Source organism: Heyndrickxia sp. NPDC080065, from assembly GCF_050281185.1.
Taxonomy (GTDB): domain Bacteria; phylum Bacillota; class Bacilli; order Bacillales; family Bacillaceae_C; genus Heyndrickxia.
Genome location: NZ_JBNNWS010000014.1, coordinates 78,659 through 98,827 on the forward strand (window position 1 = coordinate 78,659; position 20,169 = coordinate 98,827).

At 34.0% G+C, this 20,169-nt stretch carries 21 protein-coding genes; 19 read left to right on the forward strand and 2 right to left on the reverse strand.

The features are described from left to right. Nucleotides 1-181: 181 nt before the first annotated feature. The 16 genes from ezrA (at nucleotide 182) to ald (ending at nucleotide 15,862) form a co-directional block, all read left to right on the forward strand. Complete coding sequence (ezrA, locus tag ACQKP0_RS17500; protein ID WP_427407112.1) at nucleotides 182-1,876, forward strand: septation ring formation regulator EzrA; 1,695 nt, start codon at nucleotides 182-184, stop codon at nucleotides 1,874-1,876. A gap of 294 nt (nucleotides 1,877-2,170) precedes the next feature. Continuing rightward, nucleotides 2,171-3,319, forward strand: coding sequence for a cysteine desulfurase family protein (locus ACQKP0_RS17505; RefSeq protein ID WP_427407113.1), 1,149 nt, complete (start codon nucleotides 2,171-2,173; stop codon nucleotides 3,317-3,319). Beyond that, on the forward strand, nucleotides 3,316-4,524 hold the full coding sequence (thiI, locus tag ACQKP0_RS17510) for a tRNA uracil 4-sulfurtransferase ThiI (RefSeq protein WP_427407114.1): 1,209 nt from the start codon (nucleotides 3,316-3,318) through the stop codon (nucleotides 4,522-4,524). Before ACQKP0_RS17505 ends, thiI begins: the two co-directional genes overlap by 4 nt. 109 nt (nucleotides 4,525-4,633) lie before the next feature. Beyond that, nucleotides 4,634-4,831: a small, acid-soluble spore protein, alpha/beta type gene (locus tag ACQKP0_RS17515; protein ID WP_427407115.1), complete on the forward strand. Its 198-nt coding sequence runs from the start codon at nucleotides 4,634-4,636 to the stop codon at nucleotides 4,829-4,831. A 127-nt stretch (nucleotides 4,832-4,958) separates the two neighbouring features. Next, entirely contained in the window at nucleotides 4,959-6,539 is a 1,581-nt protein-coding gene (mbcS, locus tag ACQKP0_RS17520) for an acyl-CoA synthetase MbcS (protein ID WP_427407116.1), read from the forward strand. A gap of 196 nt (nucleotides 6,540-6,735) precedes the next feature. Then, nucleotides 6,736-7,665 carry an EamA family transporter RarD gene (rarD, locus tag ACQKP0_RS17525; protein ID WP_427407117.1) on the forward strand — a complete coding sequence of 310 codons (930 nt, stop codon included), beginning with the start codon at nucleotides 6,736-6,738 and terminating at the stop codon, nucleotides 7,663-7,665. Nucleotides 7,666-7,786: 121 nt separating this feature from the next. Further along, on the forward strand, nucleotides 7,787-8,797 hold the full coding sequence (gene sppA / locus ACQKP0_RS17530; protein ID WP_427407118.1) for a signal peptide peptidase SppA: 1,011 nt from the start codon (nucleotides 7,787-7,789) through the stop codon (nucleotides 8,795-8,797). 12 nt (nucleotides 8,798-8,809) lie between these two features. Then, entirely contained in the window at nucleotides 8,810-9,385 is a 576-nt protein-coding gene (locus tag ACQKP0_RS17535) for an RDD family protein (RefSeq protein WP_427407119.1), read from the forward strand. Between the two features lie 84 nt (nucleotides 9,386-9,469). After that, nucleotides 9,470-10,147, forward strand: a complete 678-nt coding sequence (locus ACQKP0_RS17540) for a DUF2953 domain-containing protein (protein ID WP_427407120.1) — start codon at nucleotides 9,470-9,472, stop codon at nucleotides 10,145-10,147. A gap of 357 nt (nucleotides 10,148-10,504) precedes the next feature. Further along, the gene (ytfJ, locus tag ACQKP0_RS17545; protein WP_427407121.1) at nucleotides 10,505-11,014 is read left to right on the forward strand and encodes a GerW family sporulation protein; all 510 of its coding nucleotides are present in this window, start codon (nucleotides 10,505-10,507) and stop codon (nucleotides 11,012-11,014) included. Nucleotides 11,015-11,114: 100 nt separating this feature from the next. Further along, nucleotides 11,115-11,615, forward strand: a complete 501-nt coding sequence (gene tpx, locus ACQKP0_RS17550) for a thiol peroxidase (protein ID WP_427407122.1) — start codon at nucleotides 11,115-11,117, stop codon at nucleotides 11,613-11,615. 101 nt (nucleotides 11,616-11,716) lie between these two features. Then, nucleotides 11,717-12,703, forward strand: a complete 987-nt coding sequence (locus tag ACQKP0_RS17555; protein WP_427407123.1) for a class I SAM-dependent methyltransferase — start codon at nucleotides 11,717-11,719, stop codon at nucleotides 12,701-12,703. 109 nt (nucleotides 12,704-12,812) lie between these two features. After that, nucleotides 12,813-13,640 carry an EcsC family protein gene (locus tag ACQKP0_RS17560; RefSeq protein WP_427407124.1) on the forward strand — a complete coding sequence of 276 codons (828 nt, stop codon included), beginning with the start codon at nucleotides 12,813-12,815 and terminating at the stop codon, nucleotides 13,638-13,640. Nucleotides 13,641-13,642: 2 nt separating this feature from the next. Next, nucleotides 13,643-14,161: a MogA/MoaB family molybdenum cofactor biosynthesis protein gene (locus ACQKP0_RS17565; RefSeq protein ID WP_427407125.1), complete on the forward strand. Its 519-nt coding sequence runs from the start codon at nucleotides 13,643-13,645 to the stop codon at nucleotides 14,159-14,161. An 89-nt stretch (nucleotides 14,162-14,250) separates the two neighbouring features. Next, a complete protein-coding gene (locus ACQKP0_RS17570) occupies nucleotides 14,251-14,400 on the forward strand; it encodes a hypothetical protein (protein WP_427407126.1) in 150 nt (49 codons plus the stop codon). 346 nt (nucleotides 14,401-14,746) lie between these two features. Next, nucleotides 14,747-15,862, forward strand: coding sequence for an alanine dehydrogenase (gene ald / locus ACQKP0_RS17575; RefSeq protein WP_427407127.1), 1,116 nt, complete (start codon nucleotides 14,747-14,749; stop codon nucleotides 15,860-15,862). Between the two features lie 40 nt (nucleotides 15,863-15,902). Here ald and ACQKP0_RS17580 read toward each other — a convergent pair whose 3' ends face one another. Then, the gene (locus tag ACQKP0_RS17580) at nucleotides 15,903-17,000 is read right to left on the reverse strand and encodes a M24 family metallopeptidase (RefSeq protein WP_427407190.1); all 1,098 of its coding nucleotides are present in this window, start codon (nucleotides 16,998-17,000) and stop codon (nucleotides 15,903-15,905) included. A 198-nt stretch (nucleotides 17,001-17,198) separates the two neighbouring features. Between ACQKP0_RS17580 and ACQKP0_RS17585 the strand changes: the two genes are divergently transcribed. The 3 genes from ACQKP0_RS17585 to ACQKP0_RS17595 all read left to right on the forward strand — a co-directional run bounded on the left by ACQKP0_RS17585 (nucleotide 17,199) and on the right by ACQKP0_RS17595 (nucleotide 19,759). Then, nucleotides 17,199-17,879 (forward strand): metal-dependent hydrolase, encoded by a 681-nt coding sequence (locus tag ACQKP0_RS17585; protein ID WP_427407128.1) that lies wholly within the window; start codon nucleotides 17,199-17,201, stop codon nucleotides 17,877-17,879. A gap of 100 nt (nucleotides 17,880-17,979) precedes the next feature. Further along, nucleotides 17,980-18,210, forward strand: coding sequence for a hypothetical protein (locus tag ACQKP0_RS17590; RefSeq protein WP_427407129.1), 231 nt, complete (start codon nucleotides 17,980-17,982; stop codon nucleotides 18,208-18,210). A 244-nt stretch (nucleotides 18,211-18,454) separates the two neighbouring features. Next, nucleotides 18,455-19,759, forward strand: a complete 1,305-nt coding sequence (locus ACQKP0_RS17595) for a DRTGG domain-containing protein (protein WP_427407130.1) — start codon at nucleotides 18,455-18,457, stop codon at nucleotides 19,757-19,759. A gap of 49 nt (nucleotides 19,760-19,808) precedes the next feature. Here ACQKP0_RS17595 and ACQKP0_RS17600 read toward each other — a convergent pair whose 3' ends face one another. Continuing rightward, complete coding sequence (locus tag ACQKP0_RS17600) at nucleotides 19,809-20,111, reverse strand: YtpI family protein (RefSeq protein WP_427407191.1); 303 nt, start codon at nucleotides 20,109-20,111, stop codon at nucleotides 19,809-19,811. Nucleotides 20,112-20,169: the final 58 nt, after the last annotated feature.

A 20,169-nucleotide genomic window follows, 5' to 3' on the forward strand; every position in this document is an offset into this window, starting at 1 on the left:
AACTAAATTATTTTGTTTTTTTAGCATTTGTGAAAAAAAGGGTAATAATGCTGTAAAAGTTGTAAAAAATGTTGAAATTAATAGTCACAAATTGTCGTTACATGGTATCATTAATACTACATACTAAAATAAGTAAATCGTATAAATATAGATTAGGAATGGACGGAACAGGGGGCTTACGATGGAGTTTATCATCGGTGCAATCGTAATTGTACTTATTTTACTGGTTTTTGGATTTGTTACCAGGAAAAAATATTATAAAGAAATAGATAAGCTAGAAGCGTGGAAAATTGATATTATGAATCGTCCCGTTACAGATGAGATGGGGAAAGTAAAGCAGCTGAACATGACCGGTGAAACAGAAGAAATGTTTGAACGCTGGAGAAAAGCTTGGGATGATATCGTTGCAACCGAGCTGCCCGAAGTTGAGGATCATCTTTTCGATTCTGAAGAATTTACTGATAAATATCGTTTTAAAAAGGCTAAAGAATCAAATCGAAGGATTGAATCTATTTTAAAAAGTGTCGAAACCAAGATTGAAAATATACTAGCTGAATTAAATGAATTGATTGGCAGTGAAGAAGCTAGCCGCGTTGAAATAGAGGAACTTAGTAATCAATACAAAATGATGAAAAAGACTCTTTTAATACAGCGTCATGTTTATGGTAAATCTATTCAAACATTAGAAACGAAATTGGATGCTTTATCAACAAAGTTCGATCTTTTTGAAGAACTTACTGAAAATGGTGATTATATAAAAGCAAGAGAAGTTGTTATTGTCCTAAAGGATGAAGGACAAACCCTATTAGAAAAAATTGAAAAAATTCCTGATTTACTGACAGAGGTTAGCACAATCCTTCCTTCACAATTAAATGAAATTGAAGAAGGTTTTAAAGAAATGATAGAGGAAGGATTTATGCTTGATCATTTACAAATTGATAAGGAATTAGAGAGTTTAAGAAAATCCTTGAATACATACACTGAATTGCTAGAAAATACGGAAGTACATGAAGTTGAAAATGGTATAAATGAACAAAAAGAAAAAATAGATGTTTTATACGAGCTGCTAGAAAAAGAAGTCTTTTCGAAACATTTTATTTTTAAACACCGTGATGAAACCCAAAACCAATTAAGGGAAATAAAAGCTGCAAATGAACAAATTAGAGTCGAAACAGAATTTGTCCGACAAAGTTATCAATTGGCTGAGGGGGAATTGGAAATCCCGAATAGTCTTGATAAACAATTATTAAAACTTATAAAACGATTTGAAGCACTCGAAACAAAAATAATGGAGGATCAATCAGCTTATACGATTTTAAGTGCTGATTTGAGTGAAATTCGAGAGGGTATTGAAAAAGTAGTTCAAGACCAGCAAGAATTCACATCACATTTACAAAATTTACGTAAAGATGAAATAGAAGCACGTGAAAAATTAGCTGATTTGAGGAAGAAAACTAGCGAGGCAATAAAAATTGTTTCAAAAAGTAATATTCCAGGTCTTCCAAATGATTATCAATTATTTATGGAAAAGGTTCATGAAAATATACAAAATGTCTTTAAGACTTTGAATGAAAAGCCTCTTAATATTAAAGCTATACAAGAATATTTACAACAGGCGATTGAGTCAGTAGACACTTTATACAACAAAACAGTAGAACTCGTTGAAACAGTGGTTTTAGTTGAAAAAGTTATTCAGTACGGTAATCGCTATCGGGCTCGAAATACAAAGCTTGCCGATGGTCTTCAAAGGGCTGAAGAGTATTTTAGAAGCTATGATTATCGTTTAGCATTAGAGGAAGCTGCATCAGCAGTGGAAGAAGTTGAACCAGGTGCCCTTAAAACAATTGAAGATATGATAAATCATGAAGAAATATAAGACGAATGTTCAGAATGCATTCGTCTTTATTCTTTATTAATAAGGCTTTGTTAATGGATACTGTTGATAAAATCCTCTGTAGGGTATGCGTGAAGCGATTTCTTTACGAAGTAAAACTAGCTGAACGTATACACTACAGATTTTATTAAAAACAATAAACTTGTTTAACAAAGCCATTAACAATAAAAAATGGTTATTTTTAGTTTAATGAGATTCCTCCATTTTCAATTTTTCTATCATATGTTATGATTTATCATTGAAATATTAAAAAGACAAGTTATGAAGGTGTAAAACATGATATATTTTGATAACAGTGCAACGACGAAGCCGTATGATGAAGTTATTGATGCTTTTACAAAGGTATCAAAAGATTTCTATGCGAATCCGTCTTCACTTCATAATTTTGGCGGGAAAGTAGAGATATTAGTCAAACAAGCAAGAAAACAGATTTCTGAGCTCCTGCATGTGAAAGAAAATGAAATATACTTTACTTCCGGCGGTACTGAAGGCAATAATTTAGCCATTAAAGGAACTGCCCTTCAATATCGTTCGCGTGGTAATCATATTATCACAACAAGGATTGAACATCCTTCGGTATATGAAGCTTGTGAACAGTTACAGCAATTAGGGTTTGAAATTACGTATTTACCTGTTAATAAACATGGTTTAGTAGAGTTAAATGAACTTGAATCGGCAATCAAGGATGAAACAATTCTTGTTTCAATCATGCATGTTAATAATGAGATCGGATCTATTCAACCAATCGAGGAGATTGGAAAATTGCTGAATAAATATCCAAAAATACTATTTCATGTTGATCATGTCCAAGGAGTTGGAAAGGTCCCATTAAATATCCACCAATCTCACATCGATTTTTGTACGATTTCAGCTCATAAATTCCATGGTCTTAAGGGAAGTGGGATTCTATATATTCGAAATGGTATTCGAATTTCACCTTTATTTTCCGGCGGAAATCAAGAAAATAAAGTGCGAAGCGGGACAGAAAATGTTGGTGGAATTGTTACTATGGCTAAAGCACTTCGATTAACAGAAGATAAGAGAAAACAAAAAGTAACTGAAATGATTGCGATTAGAGATTATTTGATAACAAACTTAAGTAGTATTGCCAATATACAAGTGCATACAGATGTTAATGCTGCTCCACATATTATTAATTTTTCTGCCATTGGTTTGAGGGGAGAAGTCATTGTCCATGCACTTGAGGCTGAAAGTATTTATGTTTCAACAACTAGTGCCTGCTCTTCAAAACAAAAATCAATTAGTAGAACCTTACAAGCTATTGGTGTAATCGAAAAGATTGCAGAAGGTGCAGTCCGCATTAGTCTATCTTATGAAAATACAATGGATGAAGCAATCATATTTATGAACAAATTAGAAAAAATATTAAATAATTTGAATGATGTAATGAGGGATACTAAGTGAAATATGATCGTATATTAATTAGATATGGAGAATTATCCACAAAAGGTAAAAACCGAAACCATTTTATCACCCATTTAAAAAGAAATATTCGTGGGGTTTTAAAGGAGTTTAAAAATATTAGTATTCAAGGCGGACATGATCGAATGTTTATCCTGCTAAATGGGGAAGACAGTAAACAGATCATGCAAGAATTATCGAAGGTATTCGGTATCCAATCCTTTAGCTTAGCCGTAAGAACAAATAAGAATATTGATGAAATGAAAGAGATTGGTCTAAAGCTCGTACAACAGCTTTATCACAACGGCGCAACATTTAAAGTGTCAACGCGTCGAGGAGATAAGACCTTCGAATATGATACAAATGAGATTAATCATGCGATTGGTTCGCATATTTTAATGAATATTGAAGGGCTGAAAGTAGATGTAAAAAAGCCTGATATTAATTTAATTGTAGATGTTCGAAAAGATGGCGTTTATTTATCAAGTGAAATTATTCAAGGTGCTGGAGGATTACCGGTTGGTTCTTCTGGGAAAGCCATGCTCATGCTTTCAGGGGGGATCGACAGTCCGGTTGCAGGATACTTAACAATGAAGCGCGGAGTAAAAATTGAAGCGGTGCATTTTCATAGTCCTCCTTTTACTAGTGAACGAGCGAAACAAAAGGCAATAGACCTTGCGAAAAAAATGGCGGCTTATAATGGATTTGTAAAAATGCATATTGTTCCATTCACCAAAATTCAAGAAATTATTCATAAGAAGATTCCGGAAGGGTATTCTATGACGGCAACTAGAAGATTGATGCTCCGAATTACTGACGAGATTAGAAGAATAAATAATGGCTTAGCAATTGTAACAGGTGAGAGCTTAGGACAGGTGGCGAGTCAAACATTAGAAAGTATGGTGGCAATCAATGATGTTACCACTACTCCAATATTACGACCATTAATTTCAATGGATAAGTTAGAAATTATCGATATTGCCCAAAAAATTGACACATATGATATATCCAATTTACCTTATGAGGATTGCTGTACTATTTTTACTCCTCCAGCACCAAAAACGCGCCCTAAATTGGATAAAATACAGCATTATGAAACCTATGTAGATTTTGATTCTTTTATAAAGGAAGCCTTGGAGAATGTTGAAACCATTATTGTTTCAACTGAAAATGAGAGTAGAAAAGAGGGTTTTTCTGATTTACTATAATATATATTGGATAACAATATATTTATATTTAAGGAAGAATTACCAAATGATATTTTGAATGAAGGCATGTGTTTTCGCACAATCTATACTCACAAGGAGGTGAAAACACATGCCAAACAACAATCAATTAGTAGCTCCTGGAGCACAACAAGCTATAGATCAAATGAAATACGAAATTGCTCAAGAATTCGGGGTAAATCTTGGTGCTGACACAACTTCACGTGCTAACGGTTCTGTTGGTGGTGAAATTACAAAACGTCTTGTATCAATGGCAGAATCACAACTAGGTGGTTACCAACAACATTAATTTAATAATATGGCTAAGGGAAGCGGATAACCGCTTCCCTTTTCTATGATTTACTTCCTTCTTGTTAATTATTTTAAATTTTAAAATTATTTAGTATAATAGAAATAAGTTGAAGGAGGTAATAAAAATGAAACGTGAAGACTTACTAGCCCCTAATAAATACAATATAGTTGAAGAAGTTGAGAAATTTGCATCTAACCTATCAAAAATTGCAATAATATGGGAGAATGATTTAGGAGAAACAAAAGAAATTACATATAAAGAATTGATGAGAAATGTGAATAAAATTGGAAATGTTTTCTTGGAAAGTGGACTTCAAGAAGGGGACACACTTTTAATTATCGTTCCAAGATTAATAGAAGCTTACCAGGTATATCTTGCAGCATTAAAAACAGGAATTGTCGTGATCCCTAGTTCTGAAATGCTTACATCAAAAGATTTGCAATACCGTATTCAACATGGTGATGTGAAGGGAGTTGTATCCTTCTATCCATATGCAGGTCAAATAGATGGCGTAGAAGAATCAAAACCTTTAAAAAGATTTATCATTGGAGAGAAAAGAAATAATTGGCTAAATTTAGAGGACTTAATGGATGGTGCTAGCGATTCCTTAGAGATCGCTAATACTTCTCAAGATAATATGGCGTTTTTATCCTATACATCTGGTACAACTGGAAATCCAAAAGGGGTTGTACATACTCATGGTTGGGGGTATGCACATTTACGAACTGCTGCCCCTCATTGGCTTAACATTCATGAAGATGATATCGTTTGGGCAACTGCTGGACCTGGCTGGCAAAAGTGGATTTGGAGTCCGTTTCTTTCCGTTTTAGGATCAGGTGCAACCGGCTTTGTTTATAATGGAAAGTTTGATCCAAAAGTTTATTTAAGTCTTCTTGATAAATATGATGTAAATGTATTATGTTGTACTCCGACAGAATATCGTTTAATGGCCAAGGTGGATCATCTGTCACAGTATCAATTAAAAAATATACACAGTGCAGTTTCTGCTGGTGAACCGTTAAACAGAGAAGTAATTGAAACGTTTAAAAAATATTTTAATATTATTGTTCGTGATGGGTATGGTCAAACGGAAAATACGTTATTAGTTGGAATTACTAAAGATATGGAATTGAAACCTGGATCGATGGGAAAACCGACACCTGGAAATCGAGTAGAAGTTATAGACGGAAACGGAGTTCCATGTAAAGTTGGAGAAGTAGGTGATATTGCAGTGCACATAGAAACGCCTGCTTTGTTTAAAAATTATTATAAAGATCCTGAACGAACTGCAATGCAATTTCGTGGTGACTACTACGTAACTGGAGACAAGGCTAAAATGGATGAGGACGGTTATCTATGGTTCGAAGGGCGTGGAGATGATATTATAATTAGTTCTGGATATACAATTGGTCCATTTGAGGTAGAGGATGCACTTGTTAAACACCCAGATGTCAAGGAATGTGCAGTAGTAGCAAGTCCAGACGAAATAAGGGGAAATATTGTAAAGGCATTTGTTGTTTTGCAGGAGGGTGTTGATCCAGAAAAGGAAGATTTAATTGAAAATTTACAAAATCACGTAAAAGAACTTACGGCACCATACAAATATCCACGTGCAATTGAATTTATTAAAGAGCTACCAAAAACAACATCTGGAAAAATTCGTCGAGTAGAGCTACGGCAGCGAGAACTTGAGAAAGTAAAATAATCATTCCATAATAATTAACAGATAGTTATATAGACTATCTGTTTTTTATATGAACATTTTTCCCCTGGCTAACCAAGGAATCCCCAATTTTCTTAAATGTCTAAAATTGTGGATAGAAAAGGGTTGTAATTAAGACTTTTTCAATTTACAATAATACTTATTTCGAAAATCTAAAGAATGAATTGAGGCGCATTAGATGAAACAAGAAGAGAAAATAGGAATTTTTTATGCCGCCTTTTCGTATATCATTTGGGGAGTACTTCCAATGTATTGGAAGTGGCTAAATAGTATATCAGCGGAAGAAATATTGGCAAACCGAATTTTTTGGTCATTTATATTTATGATTATACTCCTAATAGTGACAAAGAAGTGGAAAGTATTTATTCAAACATTGAAAGATTTAAAAATGAATAAAAAGGTGCTTTTTTCATTAGTGGTGGCATCCTTATTAATTACTGCTAATTGGTTTATTTACATTTGGGCTGTCAATGAGAATCACATAGTGGAAACCAGTCTTGGGTATTACATAAATCCTTTGGTGAGCATTCTTTTAGGAGTTTTTATATTAAAAGAAAGACTGAATAAAGTTCAAATTATATCCTTTTGTATTGCTGCTGTAGGGGTTTTAATTTTAACTGTATCATATGGGCAGTTTCCGTGGATATCCTTTAGTTTAGCCATTTCATTCGGTCTATACGGTTTGGTAAAAAAAGTTATCAAGGTTGATTCTGCTATCGGTCTTACACTTGAAACAATGACAATTGCTCCCATTGCATTTATTTATATGGTGTATTTGCTGTCCACCGGTCATCTTTCGTTTTTAGATGGAGATTTAAAAATAGATTTATTATTAATTGGAGCTGGAGCAGCAACAGCGATACCTTTACTTTTTTTCGCAAAAGGAGCACAAAAAATACCTTTATATTTGATTGGGTTTCTTCAATATATTGCTCCAACAATCATGCTGTTCTTAGGAGTCTTTTTATACGGTGAACATTTTAGCTTAGTCCATATGATTGCATTTATATGCATTTGGACTGCTGCAATTGTTATCTCTGTAGGAAATTCAAAATGGTTTATTGGTATGATAAATAGAATGAAAAAAGATAATAGTTTTAGCGCATAAAAATACTATCAAAAATGGGTGACTCATGATGTGTCACCCATTTTTATGAAACTTTTTGATACAATATTCGTAAAAATAAATTGTTTTTTCTTAAAGAGAAGAAGAAAGAGGAGGATAACTGATGAACAAAAAAAGGTGGGGAGCCCTAGCAATAGCTGTATTTCTGTTTGTAGTATCAATCATTGTAAATGTTGCAAGCATGGCATTTAAGACAGATGTTACAAGTCTTTTTGATCAATTTTTTAATACACAAGATCAAAACTTTACAGAAGAAGTGATGGAAGATGGAGATGAATTTAAGAAAATAGCAGTTCTTGAAGTAGAAGGAGTTATCCAAGATTCGGGAAGTAGTAGTTCTTTACTTAATAGTGGGACCTATAATCATAGATCTTTTATGGAACAATTAAATTATGTAAAAAAAGATAATGATGTAAAAGCTATAATTCTAAGAGTGAATTCACCAGGCGGCGGGGTAGTAGAATCAGCAGAAATACATAATAAGATTATTGAAATACAAAAAGATACAAAAAAACCTGTTTATGTTTCAATGGGAGCAACAGCTGCTTCTGGCGGCTATTACATATCAGCTCCGGCAAACAAAATTTTTGCTAGTCCTGAAACAATGACAGGTTCATTAGGTGTGATCATGCAAGGAGTTAATTACTCAGAATTGGCAAAAAACTTTGGAGTTGACTTCGTAACAATTAAAAGTGGCCCATACAAAGATATTATGAGTCCTTCACGTAAAATGACAGATGAAGAGAAGAAAATTATCCAAAAAATGGTGAACAATTCTTATGAAGGCTTTGTTAATGTCATTGCAAAAGGACGACATCTTCCGGTGGAAACTGTAAGAAAAATTGCTGATGGACGTGTTTATGATGGAAGGCAAGCGAAGGAATTAAAATTAATTGATGACTTTGGATATTTGGAAGATGTAATTAACAATGTCCGAAAGGATTATAACTTAAAAAACGCAGAGGTCGTTCGTTATAGTGATAATGCAGGTTTCGGATCTCTCTTTTCGATGACTGCTCAAAAAATAATGGGAAAAGAAGCAGATGTAACGGGATTAATGAAAATGTTATCTCAACCCAACGCTCCTAGACTCATGTATATTTATTCCGAATAAGGGGGGAGTAAAATGAATGAAGAACAAAAGGCGAATCAACAACATATTACAAATGAAATAGCTGAGAATGAATTTATTCCTGAACAAACCTCAGTACAAACTTTTAATTCAGGAAAATCGGATATTGATACAACTCCAGTTGGGCAAAACTATTATTTCGCAGGATTTTGGATGAGATTTTGGGCATATCTTCTCGATTTAATAGTTATCGCAAGTATTGAGCGATTAATCATAAAGCCAATTTTTAGAATATCTGATATTCCCTTTACCGATTCAGGAATGTTCACTCCATATGCTATAGCAACTGCAATTACATTTTATTTGTATTTCATATTAATGACCAAGTTTTTTTCTCAAACTATCGGGAAAATGGTGTTTGGTCTCAAGGTGATTTCATTTAAGGAAACAAAACTTTCATGGGGAACAATTATTTTCCGGGAGGGAATTGGTCGATATATTTCTGTTTTTATAAAAATATTGTATATACTTGTTGCCTTTACTCCGAATAAACAAGGACTGCATGACATTTTTGCAGATACATCAGTTATACATGAACGTCCTCTAAAACAATTGCAACCCACTTTTTAGTGGTTTCGAACGATAACCCGCCAATGAGCGGGTTTATTTTTTTTCTTATTTGGCAACAATGGTAGGCTGAAAGGTTGTGAAGAAATGATCTTAACCACTATTATTATTGCTATCATTCTTGTTTTTTTTATTATTATATGGTTTACATCAATCACAATCTCAATCGATTATTCTCATAAGATGGATGATGATCATTTAAGGATACAATTTATCATTTGGAAAATCATTCGTTATAAAATGAAGGTCCCAAAAATTAAGATAGAAAAAGATGAACCAACGATTACCTATGAGGAAAAAACCAATACTGGAACGAAGCAGCACTCAGAAATTACACCTGAGGAAATTTCTGATCAATTTTCAGATTATAAAGAGCTATTAGAACATATTTTTGGATTAAAAGTGATTATACGGAAGTTTTTAAAGAAAGTTAAGATTATCCAATTGGATTGGCATACAACAATCGGTATGAAGGATGCCGCTCTTACAGGCAAATTAACCGGAGTAGTTTGGACGGTAAAAGCTATTATTGTGGGGATACTTAGTAAGTATATGAATCTCAAGCTAATGCCTAATTATACGGTTACTCCATCATTTCAAACTCCTTTATCTGAAACAACGATAAAATGTATGTTTAAATTACGAATCGGGAATGCTATTCTAGCAGGAATAAAAATATTTAAGTTTTGGAGAGGCGGAAAAGGAGCTTTCAAAACAAAGCCCTTAACAATGCTATCAAAAAAAGAATCTAAGCATTCTTTGTAAAGAACAAAAGCGCAAGCGACTAGCTCATCGGCGTACGGATTTTGTAGTCTTCGACTGAGATAAAGGAAACACGGTGAGGTAGTTCACGAGCTAGTGAAATTGGCACTTCAAATTTCACCTGATGTTGACTTATCGTAGGGAGAAGACGGAGAAATCCGCTAGCCGACGGCTGCTTGCGCTAGACGTAAACCTCGCTCTTCATAAAGTTATCCACAGTGCGAATATTTTATACTTTTCTAAACGATTAGAAAAGTATTGGGTACCTTAGTCGGCCCCAACAAGCAACAAACATTCTAGATATGATGCAAGGTTTCGTTAATTAGTCTGAAACAAGACAAAATGGTTAGGAGGATTACTATGAGTGAGCATCCAATTGAAGGATTAATGTCCGCAGCGATGGAAAATTTAAAGGAAATGATTGATGTTAATACAATTATTGGTGATCCAGTAGAAACACCTGATGGAAGTGTTATTTTAACTGTGTCAAAAGTGGGGTTTGGTTTTGCTGCTGGAGGAAGCCAATTTAATGCTAACGGACAATCGGGTTCAAATGGTCAAGGACAACAACAACAAAGTGGTCAGCAGGGTGGGCAAGGCGGACAAGGTGGAAAATCCGAATTGCCATTTGGAGGTGGTAGTGGCGGCGGTGTTTCGATTACTCCAATTGCCTTTTTAATTGTTAATTCTCAAGGTGTTAAAATGCTTCATCTTGATGAAAGCACTCATTTACTAGAAAAAATATTAGATATAGCACCTAATGTAGTTGAGAGAATACAAGGTATGCTTAAGAAAAATAATCAAAACTCTAATTCAAATGGATGGAAAAATCATCAGCCTACAAATCAAAAACAAGATTTTGATTTCTAAAAAAACTCGCCATTGGCGAGTTTTTAATTGGAAAAATAATAAATAGTTCAGTATGATATGTATAGTAGATACATACTAACTAAAAAGGAGGTCATTAATTATGGTACAAGTAACCTTTAAAGGAAATCCGATTACTGTACTTGGAAATGAAGTGAAAGTAGGGGATACAGCTCCCAATTTCACTGTTTTGGCCAATGATTTATCTGAAGTCACTTTAAATGATACGAAAGGAAAAATTCGGATCATTAGCGTAGTACCTTCTATTGACACAGGCGTATGTGATGCTCAAACCCGACGTTTTAATGAAGAAGCTAGAGGATTAGATAATGTTCAAGTTTTAACGATTTCAGTAGACTTACCATTTGCACAAAAACGTTGGTGTGCAGCAAGTGGTCTAGAAAATGTCCAAACGTTATCCGATCATCGTGATCTTTCATTCGGAGAGGCTTATGGTGTAATTATGAAAGAATTACGCTTGCTGGCTCGTGCTGTTTTTGTAATTGACAGCAGCGATAAAGTGACATATGTTGAATATGTATCTGAAGGAACGAATCATCCTGATTATGAAAAAGCGATTGAAGCAGCAAAACAAGTAAAATAAAGACACGAATTTTTAATGAAACCAAAGTTCAAGGTGACCCAAAATCGAAGTGTCAAACACTTATGGGTCACCCTATTTATGTTTACGAGGAGGAATGAATCATGAGTATCTCTCCAATGGAAACTATTTTCAATGTCCTTAATGAGACGTCTTTGATTCTAAAAGATGAATTAAATTGTACTTATTTAGAGGCTCTTTCAGAAACGGGAGAGAATCTATTTCATGGAGATATCATACAAGATGAGCTAAGCGAATTGACGAAAAAAAGATTAAAGAAACAATATGAAAGAATAAATCTTTCTGCTTTTTCAAAGGAAGAAGTTAGAAAATCCTATCAATTAGCTATTTTAAAAGGGATGAGGGACAATGTTCAATCCAATCATCAGATGACCCCTGATTCAATTGGTTTGGTTATGAGCTATTTAATTAAGAAGTTTACAGATAAAGCTGAAGCTTTTTCCTTATTAGATCCTGCAGTTGGGACAGGGAATCTTTTAACCACTATTTTAAATCAAATAGATGATAAAGAAATTACATCCTATGGTGTCGATATAGATGATTTACTAATTAAATTGGCTTATATAGGTGCAAATTTACAAAGTCAGCCTATTCAGTTTTTTAATCAAGATTCTTTAGAGCACTTGTTTATTGATCCAGTTGATGTTGTTGTAGGTGATTTACCGGTAGGATTTTATCCTAATGATTTAGGATCGCAAAAATATATACTTAAATCAGAAAAAGGCCATTCGTATGCACATCATTTATTTATCGAGCAAAGTTTAAAGCATACAAAGTCTGGCGGATACTTGTTTTTCCTTATTCCTAATGGATTATTTGAATCTGAGGAAGCCCCAAAATTACAAAGATTTTTATCAGAGCATGTATATATTCAAGGTGTTTTACAACTTCCTGAGTCCATGTTTAAAAATCCTAATGCAGCAAAAAGCATATTAATCCTTCAAAAGAAGGGTGATGAAATTAAAGGACCGAAACAAGTATTAATGGCAAAACTACCTACCTTATCTCACCAACAAGCAATGGAAGCAATGATTGCCAAAATTGAAAAATGGTTTGATGAGAATAAATGAATAATTTATCTACAAAAAAGCAAATCAATTATTTTTGATTTGCTTTTTCTTTGCATACAGGTCTCTATGTTATACTATGGATAATCATTCCTTATGAGAGGTGAAACGAATGAATTGGACTGAAAGAGATCGAGAAGTTTGGCAACAAGTTCAAGAATGGATTCATACATTGCACCAAGAGGAATTAAATGATTTTAAAAGAACATACGAAAAGTGGGTGAACAAAGGACTTTCACTCATCCCTGAGAAATTCACAGAAGCTTTTTTTGGAAAATTAGATACATGGTTATTTCACCTTAATGCTCTAATTCAAAGCTTAGAAATTCAAGATGATACGAGAAAAAGAATTTTGAGATCTGCTAGAATTTTTGACGAAAATATTCATACTATTTCTGATATGAAAAACTTAACGATCGATCAGGCTTCATACATATCTGATCAATATTCTGCACGTCATCGATTATACTCCTTTGTCCAAGGGGGAATTACTGGAACAGGAAAGAAAATAATTTTAAGTACTGATTTTCTAGTGATGATATTATTAAACTTACGAGCAGTTCAAATAACAGCAATGTCGTATGGCTATGAAATTAAAACACCTTATGAAATGATGACATCGCTAAAGGTATTTCATGCTGCCACCCTCCCTAAACATTTAAAAGGTAATGCATGGGAACAGCTCATGATTGATTTAGAGCAATCCCAGTATTTTTATGAAGGAACTGAACAAGTGACAACCTTTGAATGGCTAGAGGAACCTTTTAAACAATTAGTAAAAGCCTGCTTTATATCATCTTTTCATAAGGAAAAAGACTCGAAACTATCCTTAATACCAATCGTTATCGGGGCAGGGGTTAACTATAAATTTTCTAAAAAAGTTACTGATTTTGCAGATACATATTATAAATATCGATATTTACAAGATAAAGGATGTTAAATATGAGTATTTCAAAGCATAAAGAATTCGCTCGAAAGGAAATCAATTGTGGTGTTATTACTGTAAGTGATACAAGAACTGGGGAAACAGACAAAAGCGGTAAGCTCATGATAGAATTATTAAAATTCCATGGTCATAGTATTCATAATTATCAAATTGTAAAGGATGACCAACAACAAATTAAAGAGACAATTGAGGATATGTCTAGAGATGAGACAGTAAAAGCCATATTAATAAATGGTGGAACCGGGATTGCAGCAAGGGATGTTACAATTGAATCGGTTACTTCCCTTTTTGATAAGGAAATTACTGGATTTGGAGAATTTTTTCGTTATTTAAGCTATAAAGAGGATATAGGTTCGGCAGCTATGCTATCTAGAGCAACAGCTGGAATATACATGAACAAGGTTATTTTTGTAACACCTGGTTCCACTGGAGCGGTAAAGATTGCAATGAATAAGCTTATTTTACCAGAACTTGGGCATATTATTCATGAAATTGAAAAAGATATAATTGTGTAAACATATTGCCTTTTTGTTATTTCCATATTGTGGTTAGTATATCTATTAGGAGATTTCGAAAAATTCGGATATAGGAAGGGGGCAATATTATGGATAAAGAGAAATCGAAGAAAGAGTGTTTCTTTGATGAAGAAGGTGTAGAGAAAGTCAGTAATCAAATTATGGGCGCATATGCAAGCGGCGTAGTTGATCAGCCAGATGGTCAGTTTCATATCTATGATCAAGAAAAAGATGAGTAAGAAAGAAAAGTGTAAGCGCCTGCTCATCGGCGTACGGATTTCGTAGTCTTCGACTGAGATAAAGGAAACACGGTGAGGTAGTCCACGAGCCGATGTTGACTTATCGTAGGGAGGAGACAGAGAAATCCGCTAGCCGATAGTCGCTGAAGCTAGACACAGCAGACACTTTTTATGTCTAGTATCCTTAGTAAATTCCATGCTTTCTTATATTTCAAAAAAGGAGGAAATTGTTTCCTCCTTTTTCATATAGGCATAGAATAATAATAGGTAAATAAGGTTTTATTTGCTAAAATGATAGTGTGATTAACTTTATTAAATATAATTTTCTTTAAAGGAGGTTCATCAGATGAAAATAGGTGTTCCAAAGGAAATTAAAAATAATGAAAACCGTGTGGCAATGACCCCAGCTGGAGTAGTAAGCTTAACAAAGTTTGGTCATGAAGTTTTTATCGAAACAAACGCAGGGCAAGGCTCTGGTTTTATGGATGATGATTATGTTCAAGCAGGTGCAAAAATTGTTGAAACTGCACAAGAAGCATGGTCAATGGAGATGGTTATGAAAGTAAAAGAACCATTGCCAAGTGAATACCAATACTTTCGAGAAGGACTAATCCTATTTACTTATTTACATCTTGCAGCTGAACCTCAATTAACGGATGCTTTATTGAAAAATAAGGTAGTAGGAATTGCATATGAAACAGTACAGCTGCCAAATCGTTCATTGCCATTGCTTACACCTATGAGTGAAGTAGCAGGGAGAATGGCACCACAGATTGGTGCTCAATTTTTGGAAAAAAATAATGGAGGCAAAGGTATTCTTCTATCAGGTGTCCCAGGAGTTCAAAGAGGTAAAGTCACCATTATAGGTGGCGGGGTTGCAGGAATGAATGCTGCTAAAATGGCTGTCGGTCTTGGGGCGCAAGTTACAATTATCGATCTTAATCCAGAACGTCTACGTCAATTGGATGATATATTCGGTAGTGAGATTACCACTCTGATGTCTAACCCCTACAATATTGCTGAAGCAGTTAAGGAATCTGATTTAGTTATTGGTGCAGTATTAATTCCTGGAGCAAAGGCACCGAAGCTAGTTACAGAAGAAATGATAGCTTCTATGAATCCAGGCTCTGTAGTAGTTGATATTGCTATCGATCAAGGCGGGATATTTGAAACCAGTGATCGTATTACAACACACGATAATCCAACTTATGAAAAACATGGAGTTGTTCATTACGCTGTAGCTAACATGCCTGGAGCAGTTCCGAGAACTTCTACAATAGCATTAACAAATGTAACTGTTCCATACGCTTTACAAATAGCAAATAAAGGCTACAATAAAGCCTGCATTGAAAATGAACAGCTGCTTAAAGGAATGAACACTCTAAATGGCTATGTTACATATCAAGCAGTCGCTGAATCCCTAAATTTAAATTATAAAGAGGCAAAAACATTATTTGTATAAAATAACAAAGGAATCAGCTAATGGCTGATTCCTTTTAATCTTATTTTACAATTTGCAATTTTTTAGGGAATGAAGTTAATATTTCTACCCCATCTTTTGTTACATAAACATCATCTTCGATACGAACTCCTGCTACATTTGGAACATAAATACCAGGTTCGATGGTGAAGACCATTCCTTCTTGAATAATAAGTTCATTGGTATTGGTGACAGAAGGATATTCATGTACACCAATTCCTAATCCGTGACCTAGACGGTGAGGGAAATAATCTCCGAATCCAGCATCTGTAATAATATCTCGTGCGAGTTGATCTAATTCTTTAGCAGTAATACCAGGTTTTACTGCTTTTACAGCTTCTTCTTCTGCTTTTAAGACAGTGTTATAAATTTTTTCTTGTTCCTCATTAAAATGATCATAAGCAACCGTACGGGTAATATCAGAACAATATCCTTCATAGACAACACCTAAATCAAATAGAACGAAGTCACCTTTTTTAACTTTTGTTAAACCAGGATTCCCATGAGGAGAAGCGGCATTTGCACCTGTGAGTACCATTGTTGAAAATGACATTTCGGAAATTCCCTTTTTCTTTAGTTCGTATTCAATGGCTGCAATGATATCTAGTTCAGTTTTTCCTTCTTGTATTTCATTAACACCTACTTGAACAGCGAAATCTGCATATTCAGCAGCTTTTTTCAAAATTTCTTTTTCTTTTTCGTCTTTAATCAAGCGCAATTGGCGTAGTTTTTCTTCGGCAGCAACAAAGCGGGCGCCTTCGAAACGATTAAGTAATTGTTCGTATCGCTCAATATTCATATGTTCTTTTTCTAATGCCAATACATTTACATTACTAATCCGATTCTTAATGTGCTTCTCTAACTTTTCCCATGGATTTTCTGTGTCAGAACAACCGATGATCTCATACTCCCATCCTGATTCTTTCGCATCATGAACATCTAAAGATGGGCAAATTAAAAAGGGTTCTATTTCTGGAAAAACTACAATACCAAGTACACGTTCATGTGGATCACTTCGAAATCCACTTAAATAAAATACGTTTTCAGTAGAAGTAATAAATGCTGAATCGATATTTTCCTGCTTAAGCCATTGCATTAAATCTTGTAGTCGGTGATTCAATTTTTTCATCTCCTTAACTATGAATAAAATAAGAATATCAGAAATTATATATTGTTTCTATTTTCTAGTTTAAATAAATAAAATAAAAAATGCTTTTAAATTCAGGTGAAAAAGGGTATTTTGTTTAAATGTGAAGGAATTTTATCATTTAGTCTTGAATAAAGAAACTGAACAAAAAGTTAAAAGGAGAGGAAATGAATGAGAGTATCATACCATGGACATTCTATCGTAAAGGTTGAAACAAAAGGAAAAACAATTATTTTCGATCCATTTATTACAGGAAATTCACAAACTGATTTACAAGTAGAAAATGAAAATCCAGACTATATTATTTTAACCCATGGCCATAATGATCATGTAGGTGATACGATAGAGCTTGCAAAACGGAGTGGAGCATTAGTCATTGCTAACAATGAGATAGCGGATTATTTAAGTTGGCAAGGTTTAAATACCCATGGAATGCACATTGGAGGTTCGTTTGAATTTGATTTTGGCAAGGTAAAACTTACACCCGCCTTTCATGGTTCTGCTTTAGTTACAGAGAATAATGAAATCATTTATTTAGGAATGCCAGCAGGGATTTTACTGATGGTTGAAGGGAAAACAATCTATCATGCAGGAGATACTGGTCTATTTTCAGATATGAAATTAATAAGTGAACTCCATCCGATTGATTTAGCCTTTTTACCAATTGGTGATAATTTTACGATGGGACCTGAGGATGCTGCTATTGCGGCAAAATTTTTAAAGGCGAAAACAGTGGTGCCAATACATTACAATACATTCCCGGTAATTAAGCAAGATCCGGAGCGGTTCATTAACTTGTTAGAAAATCAAACAGGGCAAATAATGAATGCTGGTGATTCTATCGAGCTATAAAAAACATCAAAGTACATTTGCTAAGGCAGATGTACTTTTTTGTGTTGTAAACACATATTAAAGCATAGAATAAAACAAGCTTAATTATGGAGGGAATTTAATGAAAAATAGATACCTGCTCTGTTTGCTTTTAACTATTCTAATGCTTTATTATGCAATTCCACATCTGTCTTTTAACTTTCAAAGTAAAGAAGGAATTTTTTCTTTTACATGGCTCGGCTTTTCTTTACTTGTTTTTGCTGGAAATCTTTCAGCTTGGCTGTTTACTCCAAAAAAATATTATGCCAATCAAAATAGGGAAAAGCAACGAAAACGTATAAGATCATACTAAGCTGCGGGTAGTGTTAAACAACTCTGTAAATCTTATAAAGTCTTGTAGGAATGCAATTACACAAGTTATACTTCGTACAGAAATTGCTTCAATTATGACTCACAGATAATTTTATCAACAATAACTATTAACAAAGCCAAATAGTAAAGTTATTAGGTTAACTTAGCGTTACAATTGAATTGTCAAGCTTTTCACCTTATAATGAAGCTAATATAGTAAGTGCGGTAGGAAAAGGGTGAAAAGCTTGGCAACTAAACATGAACAAATTTTGCAATACATAGATAGTCTACCAATCGGTGAGAAAATTTCGGTAAGACAAATTGCCAAAGCACTAAATGTTAGTGAAGGTACTGCATATAGGGCTATTAAGGATGCTGAAAATAAAGGTTATGTTAGTACCATTGAACGTGTCGGTACGATTCGAATTGAAAGTAAGAAAAAAAATAATATTGAAAAACTAACCTTTGCTGAGGTTGTAAATATTATTGATGGTCAAGTACTGGGTGGAAAATCAGGTCTTCATAAAACATTGACAAAGTTTGTAATAGGTGCAATGAAACTTGAAGCTATGATGAAATATACTGGTGCAGGAAATTTACTCATTGTCGGAAATCGGACGAAGGCACATGAATTAGCTTTAAGAGAAGGGGCTGCTGTTTTAATAACAGGTGGTTTTGATACAGATGATGAGGTGAAAAAATTAGCAGATCAGCTAGAATTACCAATTCTATCAACCAGTTACGATACTTTTACCGTTGCAACAATGATTAATCGTGCGATTTATGATCAATTAATCAAAAAGGAGATTATTTTAGTAGAGGATATTTTAACACCTATTGGTCAAACAGCGTATTTAATAATCAACGATCGGTTAGATAACTGGTATGAAAAGAATAGAATTACCGCTCATAGCCGCTTCCCAGTTGTAGACCAAAATATGAAGGTCCAAGGGATGGTCACTTCAAAGGATATTATTGAACAAGACCAGGATTCGACTATTGATAAAGTAATGACCAAAAATCCAATTACCGTTGGACTAAAAACAAGTGTTACCTCTGCCGCTCATATGATGATTTGGGAAGGAATTGAGGTCCTTCCTGTAGTTGATGATTACAACCGTTTATTTGGAATAATTAGTAGACAGGATGTATTGAAAGCATTACAGATGACCCAGCGACAGCCGCAAGTTGGCGAAACAATTGATGATATTGTTACAACCCAAATAGAATCATCTTCAGAAGAGGATAGATATTTGTTCGAAGTTTCCCCGCAAATGACCAATCCGCTTGGAACGATCTCTTATGGAGTATTTACTACTCTTGTATATGAGGCAGCCACTCGTAAGTTAAAAAAACAAAAAAAAGGTGATATCGTTATTGAAAACATGACGATTTATTTTATAAAACCTGTACAAATAGAAAGCAATATTGAAGTGGTTCCAACTATTTTAGAGGCGGGAAGGAAGTTCGGGAAAATTGATGTAGAAGTCTTTAATGATGGATTACTTGTCGGAAAAGCATTGTTAATGTGTCAACTAATTGAGAGATAAGTAGAACAAAAAAAGCCATTTTTAAATGGCTTTTCTTACATAGAAATAATTAATTACTCATCTCTTCTAATTCTTTAATAGCAAATGGACGGTAATAGCGTAAAGATTTAATTCCAGCCCAAACGCTAAAAAAGCCTAGGATAATGAAAATTCCTCCGATTATATAAGTAATGGTTGTCGGGTGGATAAATAATTGATTAATTCCAAATAAGCCAACAAATAGTCCAAGGCAAATTCCAGATTTCCCTGTTAAATATTTTCGTTCCATTGGAAGATTGCTCCGGACAAATTTTATTTTATAGAAGACATAGAATGACAATGATAAAATAATAAAAAATACGATAAATGGCATAAGGGTTTCACTCCATCCAGTAAAAATAACATTGATTCCATTGTAACGATTTTTAAAT

Excerpts from the sequence above, each read along its gene's own strand:
- ACQKP0_RS17540 (WP_427407120.1), top strand. The coding sequence starts at position 9,470 with ATGATCTTAACCACTATTATTATTGCTATCATTCTTGTTTTTTTTATT.
- rarD (WP_427407117.1), top strand. The coding sequence starts at position 6,736 with ATGAAACAAGAAGAGAAAATAGGAATTTTTTATGCCGCCTTTTCGTAT.
- ald (WP_427407127.1), top strand. The coding sequence starts at position 14,747 with ATGAAAATAGGTGTTCCAAAGGAAATTAAAAATAATGAAAACCGTGTG.
- ezrA (WP_427407112.1), top strand. The coding sequence starts at position 182 with ATGGAGTTTATCATCGGTGCAATCGTAATTGTACTTATTTTACTGGTT.
- ACQKP0_RS17600 (WP_427407191.1), bottom strand. The coding sequence starts at position 20,111 with ATGCCATTTATCGTATTTTTTATTATTTTATCATTGTCATTCTATGTC.
- ACQKP0_RS17560 (WP_427407124.1), top strand. The coding sequence starts at position 12,813 with ATGAATTGGACTGAAAGAGATCGAGAAGTTTGGCAACAAGTTCAAGAA.
- ACQKP0_RS17535 (WP_427407119.1), top strand. The coding sequence starts at position 8,810 with ATGAATGAAGAACAAAAGGCGAATCAACAACATATTACAAATGAAATA.
- ACQKP0_RS17515 (WP_427407115.1), top strand. The coding sequence starts at position 4,634 with ATGCCAAACAACAATCAATTAGTAGCTCCTGGAGCACAACAAGCTATA.
- ACQKP0_RS17555 (WP_427407123.1), top strand. The coding sequence starts at position 11,717 with ATGAGTATCTCTCCAATGGAAACTATTTTCAATGTCCTTAATGAGACG.
- mbcS (WP_427407116.1), top strand. The coding sequence starts at position 4,959 with ATGAAACGTGAAGACTTACTAGCCCCTAATAAATACAATATAGTTGAA.
- ACQKP0_RS17590 (WP_427407129.1), top strand. The coding sequence starts at position 17,980 with ATGAAAAATAGATACCTGCTCTGTTTGCTTTTAACTATTCTAATGCTT.
- ACQKP0_RS17585 (WP_427407128.1), top strand. The coding sequence starts at position 17,199 with ATGAGAGTATCATACCATGGACATTCTATCGTAAAGGTTGAAACAAAA.
- ACQKP0_RS17570 (WP_427407126.1), top strand. The coding sequence starts at position 14,251 with ATGGATAAAGAGAAATCGAAGAAAGAGTGTTTCTTTGATGAAGAAGGT.
- ACQKP0_RS17565 (WP_427407125.1), top strand. The coding sequence starts at position 13,643 with ATGAGTATTTCAAAGCATAAAGAATTCGCTCGAAAGGAAATCAATTGT.
- sppA (WP_427407118.1), top strand. The coding sequence starts at position 7,787 with ATGAACAAAAAAAGGTGGGGAGCCCTAGCAATAGCTGTATTTCTGTTT.
- ACQKP0_RS17505 (WP_427407113.1), top strand. The coding sequence starts at position 2,171 with ATGATATATTTTGATAACAGTGCAACGACGAAGCCGTATGATGAAGTT.
- ytfJ (WP_427407121.1), top strand. The coding sequence starts at position 10,505 with ATGAGTGAGCATCCAATTGAAGGATTAATGTCCGCAGCGATGGAAAAT.
- tpx (WP_427407122.1), top strand. The coding sequence starts at position 11,115 with ATGGTACAAGTAACCTTTAAAGGAAATCCGATTACTGTACTTGGAAAT.